Source organism: Vibrio sp. E14 (genome assembly GCF_020515785.1).
Lineage (GTDB): Bacteria > Pseudomonadota > Gammaproteobacteria > Enterobacterales > Vibrionaceae > Vibrio > Vibrio diabolicus.
Window position 1 is genome coordinate 200,155 of the sequence record NZ_JAHPJI010000001.1, and the last position, 18,273, is coordinate 218,427.

General features: G+C 43.0%; 16 protein-coding genes. 7 read left to right on the forward strand and 9 right to left on the reverse strand.

Annotation, left to right across the window (positions count from 1 at the left end):
- Window positions 1-10 precede the first annotated feature (10 nt).
- The gene (locus tag LIX84_RS00935; protein WP_005392681.1) at window positions 11-856 is read right to left on the reverse strand and encodes a tetratricopeptide repeat protein; all 846 of its coding nucleotides are present in this window, start codon (window positions 854-856) and stop codon (window positions 11-13) included.
- Between the two features lie 200 nt (window positions 857-1,056).
- Between LIX84_RS00935 and LIX84_RS00940 the strand changes: the two genes are divergently transcribed.
- Window positions 1,057-1,527: an ASCH domain-containing protein gene (locus LIX84_RS00940; protein WP_226420373.1), complete on the forward strand. Its 471-nt coding sequence runs from the start codon at window positions 1,057-1,059 to the stop codon at window positions 1,525-1,527.
- A 50-nt stretch (window positions 1,528-1,577) separates the two neighbouring features.
- On the opposite strand, the gene LIX84_RS00945 is transcribed toward LIX84_RS00940, so the two are convergent.
- Window positions 1,578-2,165 (reverse strand): class I SAM-dependent methyltransferase, encoded by a 588-nt coding sequence (locus LIX84_RS00945; protein ID WP_226420374.1) that lies wholly within the window; start codon window positions 2,163-2,165, stop codon window positions 1,578-1,580.
- A gap of 89 nt (window positions 2,166-2,254) precedes the next feature.
- Window positions 2,255-3,772 (reverse strand): phospholipase D family protein, encoded by a 1,518-nt coding sequence (locus LIX84_RS00950; RefSeq protein ID WP_046873810.1) that lies wholly within the window; start codon window positions 3,770-3,772, stop codon window positions 2,255-2,257.
- 518 nt (window positions 3,773-4,290) lie between these two features.
- Between LIX84_RS00950 and LIX84_RS00955 the strand changes: the two genes are divergently transcribed.
- The 5 genes from LIX84_RS00955 (at window position 4,291) to LIX84_RS00975 (ending at window position 12,023) form a co-directional block, all read left to right on the forward strand.
- Window positions 4,291-5,448, forward strand: coding sequence for an efflux RND transporter periplasmic adaptor subunit (locus tag LIX84_RS00955; protein WP_085343282.1), 1,158 nt, complete (start codon window positions 4,291-4,293; stop codon window positions 5,446-5,448).
- 13 nt (window positions 5,449-5,461) lie between these two features.
- Window positions 5,462-8,614, forward strand: a complete 3,153-nt coding sequence (locus tag LIX84_RS00960; RefSeq protein WP_226420375.1) for an efflux RND transporter permease subunit — start codon at window positions 5,462-5,464, stop codon at window positions 8,612-8,614.
- 342 nt (window positions 8,615-8,956) lie between these two features.
- The gene (locus tag LIX84_RS00965; RefSeq protein WP_226420376.1) at window positions 8,957-9,223 is read left to right on the forward strand and encodes a hypothetical protein; all 267 of its coding nucleotides are present in this window, start codon (window positions 8,957-8,959) and stop codon (window positions 9,221-9,223) included.
- A 674-nt stretch (window positions 9,224-9,897) separates the two neighbouring features.
- Window positions 9,898-11,205, forward strand: a complete 1,308-nt coding sequence (locus LIX84_RS00970; RefSeq protein ID WP_226420377.1) for a hypothetical protein — start codon at window positions 9,898-9,900, stop codon at window positions 11,203-11,205.
- Window positions 11,205-12,023: a hypothetical protein gene (locus tag LIX84_RS00975; RefSeq protein WP_226420378.1), complete on the forward strand. Its 819-nt coding sequence runs from the start codon at window positions 11,205-11,207 to the stop codon at window positions 12,021-12,023. The genes LIX84_RS00970 and LIX84_RS00975 overlap by 1 nt, the downstream gene beginning before the upstream one ends.
- Before the next feature lie 29 nt (window positions 12,024-12,052).
- Here LIX84_RS00975 and LIX84_RS00980 read toward each other — a convergent pair whose 3' ends face one another.
- Genes LIX84_RS00980 through LIX84_RS01005 form a run of 6 tightly spaced genes read right to left on the reverse strand, consistent with a single transcriptional unit; the run spans window position 12,053 to window position 17,313 of the window.
- Window positions 12,053-12,712: an HAD family hydrolase gene (locus tag LIX84_RS00980; RefSeq protein WP_226420379.1), complete on the reverse strand. Its 660-nt coding sequence runs from the start codon at window positions 12,710-12,712 to the stop codon at window positions 12,053-12,055.
- 2 nt (window positions 12,713-12,714) lie between these two features.
- Window positions 12,715-13,734 carry an ABC transporter ATP-binding protein gene (locus LIX84_RS00985; RefSeq protein WP_226420380.1) on the reverse strand — a complete coding sequence of 340 codons (1,020 nt, stop codon included), beginning with the start codon at window positions 13,732-13,734 and terminating at the stop codon, window positions 12,715-12,717.
- Window positions 13,731-14,519 carry an ABC transporter permease gene (locus tag LIX84_RS00990; protein ID WP_226420381.1) on the reverse strand — a complete coding sequence of 263 codons (789 nt, stop codon included), beginning with the start codon at window positions 14,517-14,519 and terminating at the stop codon, window positions 13,731-13,733. Before LIX84_RS00990 ends, LIX84_RS00985 begins: the two co-directional genes overlap by 4 nt.
- A gap of 2 nt (window positions 14,520-14,521) precedes the next feature.
- The gene (locus LIX84_RS00995) at window positions 14,522-15,412 is read right to left on the reverse strand and encodes an ABC transporter permease (protein WP_047008046.1); all 891 of its coding nucleotides are present in this window, start codon (window positions 15,410-15,412) and stop codon (window positions 14,522-14,524) included.
- A complete protein-coding gene (locus LIX84_RS01000; RefSeq protein ID WP_046873802.1) occupies window positions 15,409-16,233 on the reverse strand; it encodes an alkaline phosphatase family protein in 825 nt (274 codons plus the stop codon). The genes LIX84_RS00995 and LIX84_RS01000 overlap by 4 nt, the downstream gene beginning before the upstream one ends.
- A 12-nt stretch (window positions 16,234-16,245) precedes the next feature.
- A complete protein-coding gene (locus LIX84_RS01005; protein ID WP_226420382.1) occupies window positions 16,246-17,313 on the reverse strand; it encodes an ABC transporter substrate-binding protein in 1,068 nt (355 codons plus the stop codon).
- A gap of 210 nt (window positions 17,314-17,523) precedes the next feature.
- On the opposite strand from LIX84_RS01005, the gene LIX84_RS01010 reads away from it, so the two are divergent.
- A complete protein-coding gene (locus LIX84_RS01010) occupies window positions 17,524-18,252 on the forward strand; it encodes a UTRA domain-containing protein (protein ID WP_005387087.1) in 729 nt (242 codons plus the stop codon).
- Window positions 18,253-18,273 lie beyond the last annotated feature (21 nt).

The following is an 18,273-nucleotide window of genomic DNA, read 5'->3' on the forward strand; positions in this document are numbered from 1 at the left end:
GCTCATTCCATTATTCGTTTGCTAGGTGTAAGAGCTTTTCAAAGCGCTCGTTACCATGCAGCAATTCGAGGTCTCGCTCTTCGGCAAGCAAGTCACGAATAGATGGGCTGTATTCAATAGCGCGTTCCAAGTCTTCAATGGCTTGCTCTTCAATGCCAAGACGAGAGTATGCACAAGCACGTTGATACAGTGCAGGACCATTGGTGTAATCGACTTCAAGTACGCGGTTACAGATGCTAAGTGCCCAGTGGTATTCGTTGATTTCCATCGCGGCGTCTGCTTTGTAAGTCAACGCTTCTAAATCACCTGGGCGAATCAGCAAGATCTCATCATAGATTTCAATACGTTGCTCTGGTGTTTGTGAGCTTTGCGCACGCAACCATAAGTTATGGATCTCGTTGATTTTCTCAATTTCTTTATTGTTTTCACTGATAATGCGAGTTTTGCGTTTTAAATCTCGCTCCAGTGCGACAAATTTCTTCTCGTATTCTTGGGCGATCTTTTCTAATCGTTTATCCGCCATCTCTTTGGTGTTGTGTTTAAACTCACGCAGAGATTGCCAGCCTACAAAGGCGATCAGCGATGCGACACCTGCGATGATGTAGAAGAAGTAGGTTACGGTCACGTTGGCATAGTTCAACGATTTATCCGCAACCGTCAGCTCGCGGTCGGTGATCTCTGTGATCATTCGTTTTTCTAGGCTCTGATAGTCCTGACGCAGTGCTTTTAGCTCATCTAAAATATAGCGTTCCATTAATGGTCTATCTAACAGATCCGATTCTGAATACTTTTCGTCCGATGCCATTGTCGGCAAGGCAAGTATCAGCGAGAAAAAAATACCAATAAATAAGCGCATATAACGTCCTTTCACGAGAAGAGTACAGATAGACCATGCAACAATAGCAAATAGCACAAACGTTTAGCAAAGTTATTACAAAAGAAATAATTGTCGTCTACGTAAAAGTCATATTCTTGTTGTTTTTCAGTTTGTTCCTGGTGGTTATTTGCCGTGATATCTTTTATCCTCCTTGCGAATTTATGATTAATGGAGTGAGCATGGACGCGCGAGCTAAGGATTACTTAGAGCTGTATCTAAAATTATTATCACCAGAACAAAGAGCAGCCGTACCATCAGTTAGTGCTGACTATTATTGTGCCGATGAATACAACGCCAACGTATGCGCCGATTTGGTTCGAATTGGACAGAAAACCGCCTCTTGCAGTATGGAGCTTTGGTATCGAGAGCATGGCGAAAGCATGCCACAAGTGGGCCATTTACAAGTCGTCACGAATTGGAACGGTGACCCCGTTTGTGTGATACGAATTACTGACGTAAGTACATGCAAATATGAGGATGTAACCGCAGAGTTTGCCTACGCAGAAGGCGAAGGTGATAGAACCTTAAACTGGTGGCGTGACGCGCATACTGCATTTTTTAAAGCTGAATGCGATGAGTTGAACATAGATTGGCATGAGAAACGTACGCTAGTTTTGGAGCGTTTTGAAGTGGTTTATCCAGTCAATTAATCGCTGATAGCAGCACTGATTTGAAGTGCTGCTTTCTTGAGAGACCGCTTTTAGCGCTTGCGAGCGGTTACACTAAACATGTGCCAGTGTTTTGGGCTTCCGACTACCGTGGTTCCGTCTTCATCTCTTTCATTCAATGAAATGAGTTCGTAATCCGCGAATAAACTTTCCACTTCCTTTTTCGTTAATGCGGTAATGTTCGGATGCATTTCTGATGCAACCCAGGAGTCTTTTACTCCTAAGAAATCACCGCAAAAGATACCGCCAGGTTGTAAGGCACTGTCTATTTTGGCCCAAACTTGCTCAAAGCTTTCGTCCGGGCAAAAGAACAAACTGGCATTCGCGATAACTAGGCTGCATTGAGGGTAGTCAAACTCAGTAAAACAGCACTGTGAAATTGAGAAACGCTTATGGCCTTCAAAGCGTGTTAAACAAGTTTTTACTGCATCTTCATGGCTATCAAATGCGTGAACGTTAAACCCCTGTTCGAGGAGGAAATGACTGTCTCGACCTATTCCGCAGCCAATATCAAGAGCGACTTTGCTCTCGAGTTTCAGTAGGTTTACGGCATTTTCCACGTTTGGGCGGTGAGGTTGGTTTAAAATTTTCTGATAGTACTCGTTCCATTGTGCTGACATTGAACTTCCTTGTATTTATTGTGTTTCCCCAAATCTAGTGTCCATTCTTGTATTGCTTTATCGGGGAGGTTTTGAAACATTGGCAATTGTTATAGCTGATCTTCAATTGGCAATATGCCGGAGAACCAAGCGCCCATTTTTCGCCATACTCCGGCCTCTGGTTCAGAATCATATTCTTTGCCTGTTTTTATGTCAGTCCAGACAATGTCTCCGTCGCGTAGAGTTAAGGCATAGGCGTTATTCGACAATTGATTCGGCAGTTGTTCTAGAAACATTTGCACATATTCTGGCTGTTCGATAACAACGGCCATTTCGGTATTCAAAGCGGCTGAACGTGGATCCCAGTTCATCGAGCCAACAAACAGAGTTTTGTCATCAATCGTCATTGCTTTTGCGTGTAAACTTGCTCTGCTGCTCCCCGTGAGGCTCCACTTGCTTTTGAGTTTCGCGCTCGCTTTTACTTCCCATAGCTTGACCCCAGCTTCGAGTAGGTCTGTTCGATATTTTGCGTACCAACCATGCACGGCAAACACGTCGTTAGAGGCGAGACTATTGGTCACAATCGTGATATCAACGCCTCGCTTGGCCGCGTTACTCAATGCTTGTGTGCCGACTTCGGTTGGGACGAAATAGGGGGAGATAAGAACAAATGAATGTTCAACACTTTTAACCAGCTCCGTTAAATTATCAATAAGTTGGCTCTCTCGGGTCGCAACTTTATCGGGTAAGTCAAACCATACTTTTGCTTCTCCCCAGTAGAGCTTGAGATTGCCTTGTTTGAGAGCTTGGTACATATCCAGTTTAGTGAAGTCATAACGGCCGGTTGAGAACTTTTCCTCTAGCTGGAGTTTGTCGACCTGCTTTTGAATCGCCAGGTCAGTAATTTGCTGTGAGTCCGGTGTTATCCATTCCATTGGTATCGCATAGGCGCTATTCCAATAGAGGTCGAACTGATCTGCAGTTTGTTGTACCGCCTCACCATAGAGCAGTAGATCAAAATCACCAAATTCGACTTGTGATTCAAAAGAAAAGTACTCATTGCCGATATTCCTACCCCCGACAATGGCAGAAACACTGTCTGCAATCAGAGATTTATTGTGCATACGGCGATTAAGACGTTCAAAGTCACTGGCAAGTGCGAACCAGCGGGAGTCGCGATACTGATGCGGATTGAATAAGCGGATTTCGATATTAGGATGTGCATTGAGGGCAGCCATCACGTCATCGTTTCGCTTTTGCATATCGTCAAGCAACAGCCTTACTCGGACTCCACGCTTTGCAGCTTCATACAAGCGCCACGTTATTAGCTGACTCGTTTCGTCACCACGGTAAATATAGTATTGAAGATCAAGGCTTTTTTGTGCGGACTCGATTAGAGAGGTGCGAGCAAGAAGGGCATCGTGTCCTTGATTTAAAGGAGAAAAGCCAGTGATTGACTTTGGGTCTTTCCCGTAAGCTTCAAAGTACTGTGCAAGCACAGAGTCACCTTGATACCCAAGTTGGAAGCTAGTGGATTTTTCACTGGGATCGTTCAATGACACGGATGAACATGCCGATAAAATTGTGAATAAAGAAGGGAAGAGCAGCTTAGCGAGTGTATGTAACAAAGTACATTTCCTTGTCTTACAGAGTGTTACTTATCAGAAATTATAGACCTAAGTTGCCGCAGCGTGCATCCAACAAGGTTGGATAACGGGCTATTAATCAATGAATTGTCATGTTCTCGGGATTAAGTTCACCTTTTTGAACGCAGATAATCATTTATTTTAATTATGATTGTGTCTGAATTGGTCATAATCACTAATATCTGGTGATTATGACCAATAGCACACTGGTTAAAATAGTTGAGTAATAATAACTATTTGAATTTTAATAAATAAATGCCTGGCACGTCCCTTGCTATTTAAAAGAAGAGTTAAGTCAGGGCAACTTGCGAAGTTGGTTAATTTTTTGTTAATTTTATTAACTTTGAATTGGCAATAACTCTGTAGTTAGCAACCGAAAAAGCAAGGTACGCGCTGCTTTGACGTCTATTCAAATGTAATTCCCTCACCATCATGCTTACAGGGAGTCAAAGATTTAATAAAAGCATGGTGATGAAAACAACAATAAAAAAGGATTTTCGATGTTAGCAAAACCCGTATTACGTTGGCTTTTACCTTTCGTTGTCGTTGGTGGCTCTTATGCAGGATATGCCGCAATCGCCGCGACAGCTCCGGAAAAAGAGTCAACTAAAGATGCCATTACAGAGCCTACCGTTCAGGCTTCTTCTCTTTTTCCTACCGATCATAAAGTGGTGATAACCAGCCATGGTGAGTTAGTCCCTTTTGAAAAAACACATCTTTCCGCGCAAGTCAGTGGTGAAGTGATAAGTTGGCACCCTAATTTTGTAACGGGTGGGATCGTGAAACGAGGAGAAGTGCTGTTCACGATTGAAAGTGACAACTACGAAGCGTCGGTTTTGCAAGCCGAGGCCAATTTAGCTAGCGCACGTGCGAGCTTGATTGAGGAGCAAGCCAAAGCGGAAGTGGCAAAACGCCAGGCTAAGAGACTGAGCGATAAGCAAGTGACAGACCTGTATTTACGTAAGCCTCACGTTTTGAGCGCGCAAGCGCAAGTGAAGTCGGCTCAAGCGGCACTCAAACGAGCAAAAAGAGATTTAGAAAATTGCAAAGTCGTTGCACCTTACGATGCGCTGGTTGTTGAGCGTGATATTGGTGTTGGTCAATTTGTCACATCTGGCTCTCGAGTTGCCACGCTAAACAACATTGAAGTGGCGGAGGTGCACGTACCAATCGCCGGTTTTGATAGTGCATTTTTACCCGAATCCATTGATGAGCTCACTGCGAAAGTGACGCAGCAAGGTGTATTTTCTACCACTAGAGAAGGTCGAGTTGTTCGTGATTTAGGCATGATTGATAGCGCTACCCGAATGATTAACATGGTCATTCAAATCGCTGACCCATATGGTATTGATAATCAGCAGCCTCCAATTAAATTTGGCTCCTACGTTGAAGTGAGTTTCACAGGTAAGGAGCTAAAGCATATCTATCGCCTGCCACAGGAATTAGTCAAAAACCGCACGGTATGGGTAGTGAATGGTGAGAATCAACTTCAACCTCGGACGGTAACGGTCTTGAGAGCAGAAGGTGAATTTTTACTTGTGGGGGAAGGCTTAGAGCAAAGTGATAAGTTGGTACTTACCTTGCCGGAGTACCCTCAAAAAGGCATGGCGGTACAAATCGCAAAAAAGAGTGACGACTCCGAAACCGTCGTACAGTAAGTAGGAGTTTGTCATGGAAGATACTAAACAAAAGGGCTTAATTGCTTATTTTGCGAATAACCCCGTCGCTGCCAACCTTTTGATGGTGTTCATCATCATCATGGGTGTGGTGAGTTTTCTCTTTATTCAAAGGCAGATGTTTCCGAACATTGAGGTGAACTACATTGATGTTCGTGCGACTTATCCTGGCGCTTCACCTCAAGAAATTGAAGAAAGTATTCTCGTTAAGGTTGAGGAATCGATTAAAGATGTCACCGGGATTAAAAAAACGGTCTCAACGGCCTCTAGAGGTAGCGCGTATGTCTCTATCGAGGTAGACGTTAATGCTGATATCAAGCGTGTCTTGGATGATGTAAATCAACGCATTGATACTTTATCCAACTTACCTGCCGGTATGGAACCGATCAATGTCTACCAAGTTGAGTGGCGTCAAGATGTGATAGAAATGGGGTTAGTTGGGGACCGACCGCTTGAAGAGCTCAAACCCATTGCTAAGCAAGTCGAGGATGAATTACTTCAACTCAAAAATGTCATGTTGGTGTATTTGAGTGCACCAGAGGAAGAGATAGCGATTGAAGTTGATCCACTCGTTCTTCGTAAATACGACTTGACGTTGAGCGATATCAGCAGCGCGATCAGTCGTTATTCTGCCAACTTTTCTGCGGGCGAAGTCAAAACAAACTCAGGGATGATCGCAGTAAGGATTGAAAATCAGTACTACCGTGGTGATGAGTTTAGGAATATTCCTGTAAAGCTTGGCGCAAATGGTGCGAAGGTTTTACTGCAAGATATCGCCACGATCAAAGATGGCTTTACGGAAGAAGAGCGCTACTTTGAGTACTCAGGGCAAAATGCGATCTACATGTCTGTTGAAGCGACTCGTGATCAGAACATTATCCCTGTTGCCGAGTCTGTTCGTAATTATATCGAAGCAAAAAATAAGACATTGCCGCAGGACGTTAAGCTCAAAGTCTTAGTGGATACGACCTATTATTTAAATGGTCGTCTCGACATGATGTTGAAAAACTTGCTGCAAGGCGCTGCTCTAGTGGCGATTATGCTGACCATTTTCTTGCGCTTTCGCTTGGCAATGTGGGTAATGATTGGGCTACCAGTGTGTTTTCTTGGCGCGGTGATGATGATGCCTGCATTAGGGATCACGGTAAACATCGTATCTCTTTTCGCCTTCATTATGGTGCTCGGTATTGTGGTCGATGACGCCATCGTGATGGGAGAGAGCGCCTACAGCGAAATTGAAGAGAAAGGCGGTGGCGTAGAAAATGTGGTTCGCGGTGTCAAACGTGTTGCCACGCCAGCTACTTTTGGCGTTTTAACCACAATTGCCGTGTTTGCCCCTTTCTTGCTGTCTAGCGGTATTGACAGTGCTTTCTTCTATGGTATTGCGGGCGTTGTGATTCTTTGTTTGATCTTCAGTTTGATTGAATCGAAGTTAATCCTTCCTGCTCACCTCGCACATACTCACTTTAAGCCAGTTAAACCTGGTGGCTGGCGTGACCGATTTAACCAACACTTTTTTGGCTTTGTAAACGGCACTTATCGTAACTTTGTCACGACATGTACGCATTGGCGCTGGACAGTGTTTGCTGTGTTTTGCGGTTTACTGCTGATCAGTGCGGCTTTGGTCAACGCGAATTATGTTCGGGTGATCCCTAACCCTAAAGTGCCTACTGATTATCCTGCGATCACTATTGAAATGAACGATACCGTTTCAAGTGAGCAAACAATCAGTGCTCTTAAGACCATCGAACGTGTGATGCAAAAAATTGAATCAGAGACCATCGCAGAACATGGTCAAGGTATGATTCGTGATGTGCTTTCATACAACAGAAGCCGTACCGAAGGCCGTGTTTTGGTGCCATTGGTTGATGAGGAATTACGCCCGTTCAATACATTTGAACTTGCTCGACGTTGGCGTGAAGCTATGCCAGTTATTCCTGGAATGAAGAGCATCAAAATCCGCGAGCAGAGCGCGGGTGGCGGTGACAGAGATGAGTTTGGTTACTTGCTGTTTGGTTCTAATATTAATGAATTGAACGAGGCTGGGCGTTACTTGATAGAGCGTTTACAGCAGGAAGAAGGGTTATACGATATTTCATCTTCTATTGATTCAGGAAGCAAAGAAGTACTCCTCTCTCTTGCGCCTGTAGCGTACGATCTCGGACTGGATCTCACCATGATCGCAGAGCAAGTGGGTGGCAGCTTCTACGGTGGTGAAGCACAGCGTCTTATTCGTGATGGTGAAGAAATCAAAGTTATGGTGCGTTACCCGCAACTGACACGTGAAGCATTCTCATCATTACGTTACGCTGTGATTACCACGCCAGCAGGTAAGAAGGTCATGCTGGGTGATGTGGTTAAGATCAACGAGCAGCCGGGCGTGAGTAGCATTCGGCGTGAAGGCGGGTATCAAACCGTTTATGTCTATGGTTCGATAGACGAAGAATTGGTTGAACCTCAAGAAGTAGTGAAGGTCATCGACGACAATATCTTACCGGACATGAAGCAAGTCTTCCCGAGTGTGAAAACGGAATTGGGTGGTGATATTGAAGAGCAAGCAGCGCAGCGTAATGAACAGATTCTGTTCTTTATTGCAGGCATGATCATCGTCTACATCTTGTTAGCCGTACCGTTAAAAAGTTATACCCAACCTTTGATTGTAATGTCAGTCATTCCATTTAGTCTGACGGGGGCGATTTGGGGTCACTTCTGGCTAGGTTTGGATATCAGTATGATGTCGACATTTGGTTTGATCGCCGCTGCTGGCGTGGTTATCAACGACTCTCTAGTTATGACAGATTACGTAAACCAAGTGAGAGAAAAGGGTATGAACATCAAACAAGCGGTGGTTGAAGCGGGCTGTGCACGCTTTCGAGCGATCACGCTCACCTCCATAACGACGTTTGCGGGTGTATTGCCGATTATGTTTGAAACGAGCTTGCAGGCGCGTTTTGTCATACCAATGGCTGTAGCTTTGGGCTTTGCGGTGTTGTACGCAACGGTTCTGACTTTAGTGCTGGTGCCTTGTTTGTATTTAATGCTTGAAGATATTAAAAATATTTTCAGATCGATTAAGGGGTTTATTCATCGCTTTATCAATCGTTTCAGAAAGTCGCCAGTGACGTCGAGCGTTGAAGTAAATATATAGAGTTAACAAGCTTGATGTTAACGATTAGGAGCAGCCTTCGGGCTGCTTTTTTATTTCTGTATTTTGATTCAAAGCAGTTCTAGAGTGGGTTGTTACGTAATTTATTCGATGAAAGAACAGCGAGAAAATCTCCTGATAAATTATTCTTTTTATGAATACCTTTCGCTTGTTTGATTCCCCTGGTTAATTTAACACTTGGTTAGCGAAATTTACCAGATGGAGATAATGATGAATATATGGGATTGGTTAAGCTGTTGAAAAATAACAAAATAAAAATTGGCATCGTATGTGCAATATATAAATGGTAACTAAAACGAACTGCTAATCCTCAAGGAGCTTATTATGAAAAGCGTATTTCTATCTACTCTAAGTCTTATTGTTGTAATGTCATCATCAATCGCTGCTGCTAACACTTTAGACAAAGAGGAGTGGAGCTCAGATTTACGTCAGGACTTTTCTGAAATGAAGCATGAAGCTGTAGCAGATATTCAGCAAATGAATATGGATGCCATACACGCACGCGATGAGCGTATCGTGAAAAACATTAAAGATGAGCAAGAACAGTTAGTAAAGGTAACGTGCCACAAAGAGAAAGCAAGCAAGTCATAACCGCCGATAAAGAGACTAACAGACGAAAATGAATCCAATACGAGTTCGGTGTTAGTTAGCAGTAAGCACTGACCTTGTTGCTCTACTTGCCAGCCTTTTAAGGCTGGCTTTTTTGTTTTTACTACCAGACCAATAAAGCTGGAAGAAAAAAGCCCGCAAAGAATTTCCTCTGCGGGCGTAATAAAGGGCACCAAATTGGGTGTCTATTCATTTTGGAGGTGGTCGAACGTCCATATAAAACTGACAATAGGCTTGGTGAGAGGCTTACCACCAGCGCGACCAACGGAGCTAAAGTTAACATTGTTGCAATGATTGTTAAAATGTTAATTCTTCAATCAATGTTTTCATTATCGTTAGTCTGGATTGTGAATATGTTGTTCTATTGTTCCTGGAATGCTTGACTGTCGAATTTGAATACATCATGAGATATAGATGGCCCTTTCTTTATCCATTTTGGTTATATAAATCTTGTCATATCACACTGCTAAATATTCATAATTTTTAGCAACCCGGCATAGGTTAGGCAGGATTGTTACTGGTGTGTAAGTATCTTTGATTTTCGTTAGTTTGAACTTTGCATTGTACTTCTTGGAACGAGAAAGTCGCTCACATGGAGATTCAAATTATAAGATTGTCTTTTTATCCTTTGTGTAACTGTGGTAATAATAAGTTACATGCTTTTACCGCTTTCCTCTAAAATAATAAAATTGCTCTTTAGATTAGAATATATATTGAGTAATGTTGGCCTTATTTTAAGTTTGGAGCCTAATATGACTTGGGAAATACTTAACCAAAAGCCAACAGAGAGTAATGCTAGAGATGTTGTTGTATTGAATAGATCTAGCAACTTTTTAGGTCAGTTCGATATTGATCCTAGAATATTAGATAAGAGAGATGTTAAGATTACAAGGCAGGCGATTTTAGTTATTCAAGCAATGACAGACTTTGATCGCAAGAATGTGATAAAAGACATTTATAAAATTATAGATAATCCTAAAAGGGCGAGTCTAACTAAGCATAGCAGAAATCCTTTTTGGCGTTTGGCAAGGAATATTGACCCTTTTAGAACTTATCATTTTTTAATTCTTTATCGTATATCTGACAGTGGTTCTGTAGTCATTGAAGAGATTATGCTAGATAGTAATCTCCATGGTTCAAAGTTAGAGTCAAAAAAACAAAGAACTATGTTGTACGATGTAAGAAAAGAAACAAAATCCCGCTACTCAGAAGATAAAAATACTAATGAAGATATTCAGTCTGCATTGAATAGTTGGGATGGGAAAGGTGCCAATATCATTCCGAAGATTAACTGTGAACACGTTACTATAAATGGTATGAATAACGATTATGATACAGCATCAAAGTTAATGGGTGTTCATACTGACGTCGCATATAGGAAAGATAATATAGTTAGGTATAATTTGTTTCATAACCCTACAGATGGAGGGGTTTTTGATTTAGCAGAGTGTATCTTTGATCAAACTCGTATATTTAAAAGTAGAAATGCGAAGCAACTTGCTTCTTTAATTATTAAAACACACAGTGAGCGTCGTCGAGTAAAATGGACTGTTCATAGTCAAGGAGCTATTATATTTCGCTCTGCGATTGAGGAAGTAAAAAGTCTAAGGCCTGAACTAAGATTAGATGGACATGAATTGGCAGTGCATAGCCCTGGTGGTAATTATGGTATTTTATCAATGAAAGCAAAGCGTTTAGGTATGAAAGTTCAGCCACTTAGAGCTAACCCTGCAGACTTTGTACCTAACGTAATCGGGTTAAATGGTGTAACAAGCATAACCAAAATGAACTTGAGCTTGAGTCCTGTTTTTATTTGGGCTTGTTTTTTGTCCAAAACCATAGGTGGCAGCCCTCATTCATTACCTTATCTTGGGTTAAATACTTATGAAAAACAGCTGAGAGAGTCTGGTGCCCGGCAAAAGGCTAGGGTGATAGGTAAATATGCGAAAATTGGTAAGCATTAATGAGTATTATGTCTCTTCTAAAATTAAAATTTCGATCAGGAGCGAAATTATCTAAACCTAGCCACAGAATCTATAGGTTTGGGAGACTCGTTTGTGATTTGACCGTGCCTGGAGGGGGGTACGAATCACATAGAGCTGAAGAGGACTCAGAGATTACGAGTGATTTCTTAGAAAGTAATGTTAGGAATGATTACCATAATCAGTTTTTTTTGGTTGGGCGCTTAGAGTGGCCTTACCACACGATAATTCCATATCCTGGAACATACGATTATTATGGACAGTTAACAATGAAGCTTAGCTTGATTCCATATGTTAAGAGCTCAAATATTAAAAAATCACTATATGATATACGAGATGATATTTTCTTTCGATATGATGATTTTTACAATGCCGAAGAGCATGATCCTAAAACGGGTAGAGGTTACAATAAGTATAAAGCAAAATCTATATATAAGCATTACACCGAAGAGGTGGTTGTGGGTAATGAAGATTTAAGAAATAAACTTATTAATACTAGGGTTTCAGATATATTGGTAACTCCCCCTAATATAAGCTTACATAATAATTATATTAAATATGAGTCTGAGAAAAGTTTATCTAAATTTAAGAATCATTATTGCTTTTTATTTAATGAATATTGTTACCTGTGCATAGAGTTCCATCATGATGGATGGACTGATCGCTATATGAAAGTATGCCTTGAAAATGCGCAGGAGGCTGAAAATATGATTGTATCATCGATAAATATATCAGAGTTATTAGATGAAGAGCTTCCTGATAATGAGGTACGTAACATAAAACCAAAGAGCAGCAATTAGCTGCTCTTTATTTCTATAAAGACTGAAGGCTAATTCCAACGTAATAGCGTCCAGTTTGACCGATTCGCGTGTTCTTTTAGGCGTGGGCATGGATTTACAAGGTAACTGTAGTCTGCGTATTCACATAAAGGCAAATCGTTGATTGAATCGGTATAGAAATGGATTTCTGAATAAGGCTCAGGTTGATTTTCTAGCCACTGTTTTAAGCGCGTGACTTTACCTTCACGATAACTAGGGACACCGTCGATTTCAGCAGTATAACGGTTGTCTTTCTCGATTAAATCGATGCCGAGTGCGGTTGGAATATTAAGACGGCGACCAACGGCTTCCACCAAAAAAGTGACGCTGGCAGAGATGATAACCATATCTATACCATCACGAGACAGTTGCTCAATCAGGGTTTTGGCTTGAGGAAACTGTTTAGCCAGAATATGGCTTTCAACACATTCTTCAACCAAGGCGTTTACTTCTTCAATCGGCATGTTTTCTAGTGGCTTCATGGAGAACGCTAGGTAATCTTCCATGTCCATTTTGCCTTCAGAGTATAAGGCCATTAGACGCTGATCTTCCTTAATAAATAAAGGATCAGTTGCGATGCCTCTCTCAACCATAAACTCGTTCCAAATCATTGCGCAGTCAGCGTTTATTAGGGTTTCATCCATATCAAAAACATACAAAGGTTTGGACATGTTTAGGCTCTCACTGGTTGAATTTCGTTTAGGTTAAAGAGTAGCTCTAGTTGGCTGCCATTCGCTAGTAAGCGTTCTGAAGAGCGGTTAAGCAAGTCAACAGTGAGCTCACACTCTTCAACGTTCACTTGGTAGCGAATAACATTACCTAGAAGCTGATGGTTGGTGATCGTACCTACTTGCGGCGCTGAGATGTGGCTATCATATTGACGACCTTGCTCTTTTACATATATAGACTCTGGGCGAATCGCTACTTTCCATTCGGTATCAATGTTGAAGAGTTGCTTGGCTTTATTGGCCTCTACAAGGTTGTAGTGTCCCATGAAACCGGCCACAAACTCGTTAGCAGGATGAGTATAAATTTCTTCAGGTGTTCCTGCTTGAACAATTTCCCCTTTACTCATTAGGAAGATACGATCAGACATAATCATCGCCTCTTCTTGGTCATGAGTTACGAAGATAGTGGTGAGATTCATTTCTTTCTGAATATCTCGGATTTGCTGACGAAGATGTTTGCGGATTTTGGCATCAAGCGCAGAAAGTGGCTCATCAAGCAATAATATGCGAGGTTTCACCACCAACGCTCGGGCGAGTGCGACACGCTGGCGCTGACCGCCAGAAAGTTGATGCGGATAGTGTTTTTCTTTACCTGCCAGGTCCACCAGTTTGATGACTTTAGCTACTTCACGTCGAATATCATCATTCGCAAGCTTTTTCATTTTTAAGCCAAATGCAATGTTGCCTTCAACGGTCATATTGGGAAACAGCGCATACGATTGAAAGACCAGCCCAATACCACGCTCTTGCGGGACTTGATGCGTGATATCTTCTCCGTTTACCCAAATCTCGCCGCCATCGACAGGGTTAAGCCCTGCAAGGCTGCGAAGTAGCGTCGATTTACCACAACCGCTAGGGCCCAAAAGCGTAATGAATTCACCTTGCTCGATGTTAAAGTGAATGTCCTCAAATACGGTGTTATCACCAAAACGTTTAGTCAGATTTTTCGCAGTGACGTAGCTCATTGTTTGACTCCTCGGCTGAAACGACTTGCCAACCAAGTCAGGAAAAAAATAAATAGGAAGTAGGTCATCACTAAGGCAGACGTGAAGTGGCCGCTTGTCTGACGCATGTTATACAAGTAGATTTGCAAGGTTTCATAACGTGTGCCGACCAAAATATTGGCGAACACAAACTCTCCCAGTAGAAATGAAAATGAAAGGAAAAGCGATGCCATCAGCCCTTTCTTGAGGTTAGGTAAAATGACCATCAAGAACGCTTTGGTTGTGCTTACCCCTAGTAAGTGTGCCGCGTCCATTAAATCATTGAGGTTAATTGCTTCGAAGCTATTGGAAATCGCACGATACATGAACGGTAACGCGATGGTGAAGTAAGTGCCTATTAAAATCCAAGGGGTACCGATAAGAGATATTTCACTGTCAGCATAAAGTTGAAGCAAGCCGACGGACGACACGACTGGTGGTACAGCGAATGGTAGCAAAATCAATACGTTCATGAGCTTATCGAGCTTCGGAAAGTAGTAAAACACCACGAATATCGCTGGCAGAACCAGAATGACACTGAGGGTTAGCGAAGCAATACAAATAAACAGCGAACGCCCAAACGCTTGCAAGAAACGTGGGTCGGTCAGCAATTTAACGTACCAATCAAAAGTGAAACCATCCGGAAGCACCGTGGCGCCCCAGCGTGATGAAAGCGAATAGACAAAGGTCGCTAAAATCGGGATGAGCATGATCCCAACAATGGAATAAACCACCGTTTTATGGAATCGAGTATTAACGTTGTACATGACTACTTCCTACCTGCATAGCTTTTCGAAATGAGCCATTGGTTAATCACTGTGATAAAGGCAAGTAACGCCATTAGAATCACCGAAATTGCAGCGGCGAGATTAGGTTCAAGGAACAGGTCTCCCGATACCAGACTCGCAATTCGAATTGTGATGACGTTATAGTTACCGGAGGTCAACGCATAAACACTCGCATATGCGCCGATTGCGTTGGCTATTAAGATAATAAAGGTACCGAATAAGGCTGGTGAGAGCACTGGCAGCGCGATTTTCGCCCAATACTGCGATGTTTTGGCTCCCAGTAGCGCAGCAGCTGCTTGCCAATCATCACTCAACGCGTCGAACGCAGGGTAGATCAACAACACCGCCAGCGGGATTTGGAAGTAGATGTAAATGGCCAGCAGGCCCCATTTACCATAAAGGTCGAAATCACCGAGTAAGCCATACTGCTTGAGCAAAAGGGTAATCGCCCCATTGGTGCCCAAAATAATAATAAAAGCGAATGACAGAGGTACGCCTGCAAAGTTGCTGCTCATGTTCGTAAACGCAATCACACCGTCGCGGACTTTAGAATCGACTCTGCGTAGAGAAGAGACCAACAAAGTCGCAATGGCTAAGCCAAAAATGCTCGACCACACCGCTAACCACAAGCTGTTGCCAAACGCCTGCATCATGAAGGCGGAGTCGAGCACTTCAATGTAGTTATCTAAGGCAAACTCGCCATCGTAGATAAAGCTGTTTAACAGTACCCAAATCATCGGTGCGAGTTGAAATAGGTAGAAAAACAGCGCGAAAGGCACTAACCAAATGGCTGGCTTAAAGCGCTTTAACCAAGTACTTGCCAAATTTGAGCGTGATTCGCTAGAGCTTGGGGAGAGGACAGAACTGCTCATAGTGCTAACAATTCCTGAGTGTATGGCTTCGTGTGGTCAAGGTTTAGCAATTGACAAACGGTGCCACAAATATCAGTTTGCTTAATATGACAATCCTGATGGGTAAACTTATCGCCAATGACAAACAGAGGAACTTCTCGCTCTTCAGGTAAAATCCCACCGTGAGAAAGATCGTTGTTCATGCCATGATCGCTGGTCACAATGATTTGATACCCATCAGCAAGCCATTGTTCGATGTAGTTGGAAAGAATAATGTCTGCACCTCGCGCACAATTGCGGTATTGACGAGAGTCTAGGCCAAACTTATGTCCTGTATCGTCGATATTCATCGGGTGGATCAGTAAGAAATCAGGTTGATAGTTTCGACGTAAATACTCTGCGTCCAGGAACAAGGCTTCATCAGGATAATGATCCCAATGGTAAAAGCAGCCGTGCTGGATATTCAGAGTTTCATCATGCGTGAAACGATCGCGAACAGGTTCAAATGGCGCGCGATTATAAAGCTCACTTACCCAGTGGTAGGCAGCCGCAGCGGTCACTTTGCCTTGGGCTTTTGCCAAACTGAAAATGGAATCGTGTTTGGATAGACGAACGATATTGTTGTTTACGATGCCGCTTTCTACAGGGCGAACGCCCGTTAAAATGCACTCATAAAGTGGGCGAGACATAGAGGGCAGCTCACATTGCACAGGATAAAGCGTTGCGCGAGTTTCTTGTTGGGAACGACTTTGTTCTAGAAGACCATTGAGGTAGCCCATGCAATCACGGGCTACCTGATAGTTCAGTCCATCTAGAACAACAAGGATGACCTTATTGCTCATAACGACTTACTCTTATTGCTGGTGGATTAAGACACTTTCTTGCCATTGACGTGGCAGCTTACGCGCGGACTTTTCCCAAGCTGAGAAGTCAGTCACTGGGTGAACATTGCTGTATTGGTCGTTAGCAATTAGCTTGTCTTGCACTGCTTGAGGCAGTGTGATGTTGGTGCGGATTGGACGCGCATAACCTTCTGCTAAGTTGATTTGCCCTTGATCGCTGAAGATGTACTCACGAGCAAGCTTTGCTGCATTAGGGTTCTTCGCGTATTTATTGATTATGGTTGTATAACCAGAAATCACAGAGCCATCTTGAGGAATGCTCACTGTAAAGCGGTCGCGGTCAATTTTGTCGCGGTAGTTCAACGCATTGAAGTCCCACATGATCGCCACTTCCACTTCGCCTTTTTCTAGGTTGGCGATGTTCGGATCGGTAAATGAAAGACGACCTTGCTTCGCGAGTTCAGAAAAGAACTTGAGCGCAGGCTTGAGGTTGGATTCGTCCCCACCGTTGGCGAACGCTGCGGCGAGAACTGCGTTGTTTGCCTGTGCTGCTACGCCGACGTCACCTACGGTCACTTTGTAGTCGCCTTTTAATAGGTCATCCCACGTTTTTGGCGCGTCTTTTACGAGGTTATTGTTGGAGATAAAAGAAATAGTGCCAGTGTAAGCAAGTGCCCAATGACCATCTTCGTCTTTTGCCCAATCTGGAATGTCATTCCAAGTTGTTGGTTTGTATGGCTGAGTGACGCCTTTTTTAACCGCTACACGTGCGAAGGCAAAGCCTACGTCACCAATGTCTGCGGTCGCGTTTTTTTTCTCAGCTGCGAATTTTGCGATTTCTTGAGCCGAGCTCATATCCGTGTCTTGGTGCTTAAGGTTGTAATTTGACTTTAAATCAGCCCAAGTGTCTTTCCAGTTCGCCCAACTGTCGGGCATACCTACACTGTAAACCGCCCCTTCTTTTTGTGCTGCGGTAACCAATGACTCAATATCGGCTTCTTTCGCTACTGTTGGCGCAGCGAGCGTTACCGCAATGATTGCCGCTGGTGCGGTAATTGAACGACTTAGCAAAGTTTTCATTGTCTCCATCCTTCTGGACTAGGTCAGTAAGTTCGCTTTGTATGCTATGGATGGAATGTGACGATTTAGCGCAAGTAATTTGACAGTTTTTATGAATTTCTATGGCACTTATATTTCATACGCTCAATATGTGTTCTGTTGATTAATGTCATATTTTTGTTACGTAAACGCCTTATGTTATTCGTCAAATTATCGTTGGACTAGATCAGAATGAGAGCGACAGGCACCGGACAATTTGGTACCCAATTAGGAAAAATTAGAAGCAGCTTAAAACAGCAGATTCTTTCCGGCATCATGTCGGAAGGACAAAAACTGCCGTCAGAGAGAGAGCTCAGTGAGCTGTTTTCTACGACTCGAATCACTATCAAAGATGCGTTGGTGTCTTTGGAAACTGAAGGTCTTATTTATCGAGAAGAGCGCCGGGGTTGGTATGTATCTCCTGAGCGTATCTGTTACAACCCGTTGTCTCGTTCTCACTTCCATCAAATGATTCGAGAGCAGCATCGTATTGCGGAAACCAAATTACTCAACGTACGAAGTGAAATGGCCGCAGGTGAGTATGCAAAATCGTTAGAGGTTGAGCGAATTACCCCAATTTATGTGATTGAACGGTTGCGTTTTATTGATGGGCGAGCGGTATTGTTTGTTGAAAATGTACTCAAAGCGGCACTATTTGAAGGTATATTGTCTGAGAACCTCACCATGTCCCTGACGGGCATTTATCGTGAGAAGTATGGTTACGAGACAAAGCGCTCTCGTTTTGATGTGATTCCTACGTCAGCACCTGCTCATGTCGCTAAAGCGTTGAACTTGGCTGAAGGACAACCCGTTCTGAAAATTCGTCGAGTAAACTACAAACAAGATGGGCATTTAATGGACTGCGAATTCGAGTATTGGCGTCCAGATGCAGTGATGATTCGCATTGATAGCGTAGGATAAAGCGCAGAATTAAAAAGAGCC

Bases quoted from the DNA above. Each gene is read 5' to 3' on its own strand.
- LIX84_RS01005 (WP_226420382.1), bottom strand. From the start codon at position 17,313: ATGAAAACTTTGCTAAGTCGTTCAATTACCGCACCAGCGGCAATCATT.
- LIX84_RS00945 (WP_226420374.1), bottom strand. From the start codon at position 2,165: ATGTCAGCACAATGGAACGAGTACTATCAGAAAATTTTAAACCAACCT.
- LIX84_RS00935 (WP_005392681.1), bottom strand. From the start codon at position 856: ATGCGCTTATTTATTGGTATTTTTTTCTCGCTGATACTTGCCTTGCCG.
- LIX84_RS00965 (WP_226420376.1), top strand. From the start codon at position 8,957: ATGAAAAGCGTATTTCTATCTACTCTAAGTCTTATTGTTGTAATGTCA.
- LIX84_RS00980 (WP_226420379.1), bottom strand. From the start codon at position 12,712: ATGTCCAAACCTTTGTATGTTTTTGATATGGATGAAACCCTAATAAAC.
- LIX84_RS01000 (WP_046873802.1), bottom strand. From the start codon at position 16,233: ATGAGCAATAAGGTCATCCTTGTTGTTCTAGATGGACTGAACTATCAG.
- LIX84_RS00955 (WP_085343282.1), top strand. From the start codon at position 4,291: ATGTTAGCAAAACCCGTATTACGTTGGCTTTTACCTTTCGTTGTCGTT.
- LIX84_RS00995 (WP_047008046.1), bottom strand. From the start codon at position 15,412: ATGAGCAGTTCTGTCCTCTCCCCAAGCTCTAGCGAATCACGCTCAAAT.
- LIX84_RS00975 (WP_226420378.1), top strand. From the start codon at position 11,205: ATGAGTATTATGTCTCTTCTAAAATTAAAATTTCGATCAGGAGCGAAA.
- LIX84_RS00940 (WP_226420373.1), top strand. From the start codon at position 1,057: ATGGACGCGCGAGCTAAGGATTACTTAGAGCTGTATCTAAAATTATTA.
- LIX84_RS00960 (WP_226420375.1), top strand. From the start codon at position 5,462: ATGGAAGATACTAAACAAAAGGGCTTAATTGCTTATTTTGCGAATAAC.
- LIX84_RS01010 (WP_005387087.1), top strand. From the start codon at position 17,524: ATGAGAGCGACAGGCACCGGACAATTTGGTACCCAATTAGGAAAAATT.
- LIX84_RS00985 (WP_226420380.1), bottom strand. From the start codon at position 13,734: ATGAGCTACGTCACTGCGAAAAATCTGACTAAACGTTTTGGTGATAAC.
- LIX84_RS00990 (WP_226420381.1), bottom strand. From the start codon at position 14,519: ATGTACAACGTTAATACTCGATTCCATAAAACGGTGGTTTATTCCATT.
- LIX84_RS00970 (WP_226420377.1), top strand. From the start codon at position 9,898: ATGCTTTTACCGCTTTCCTCTAAAATAATAAAATTGCTCTTTAGATTA.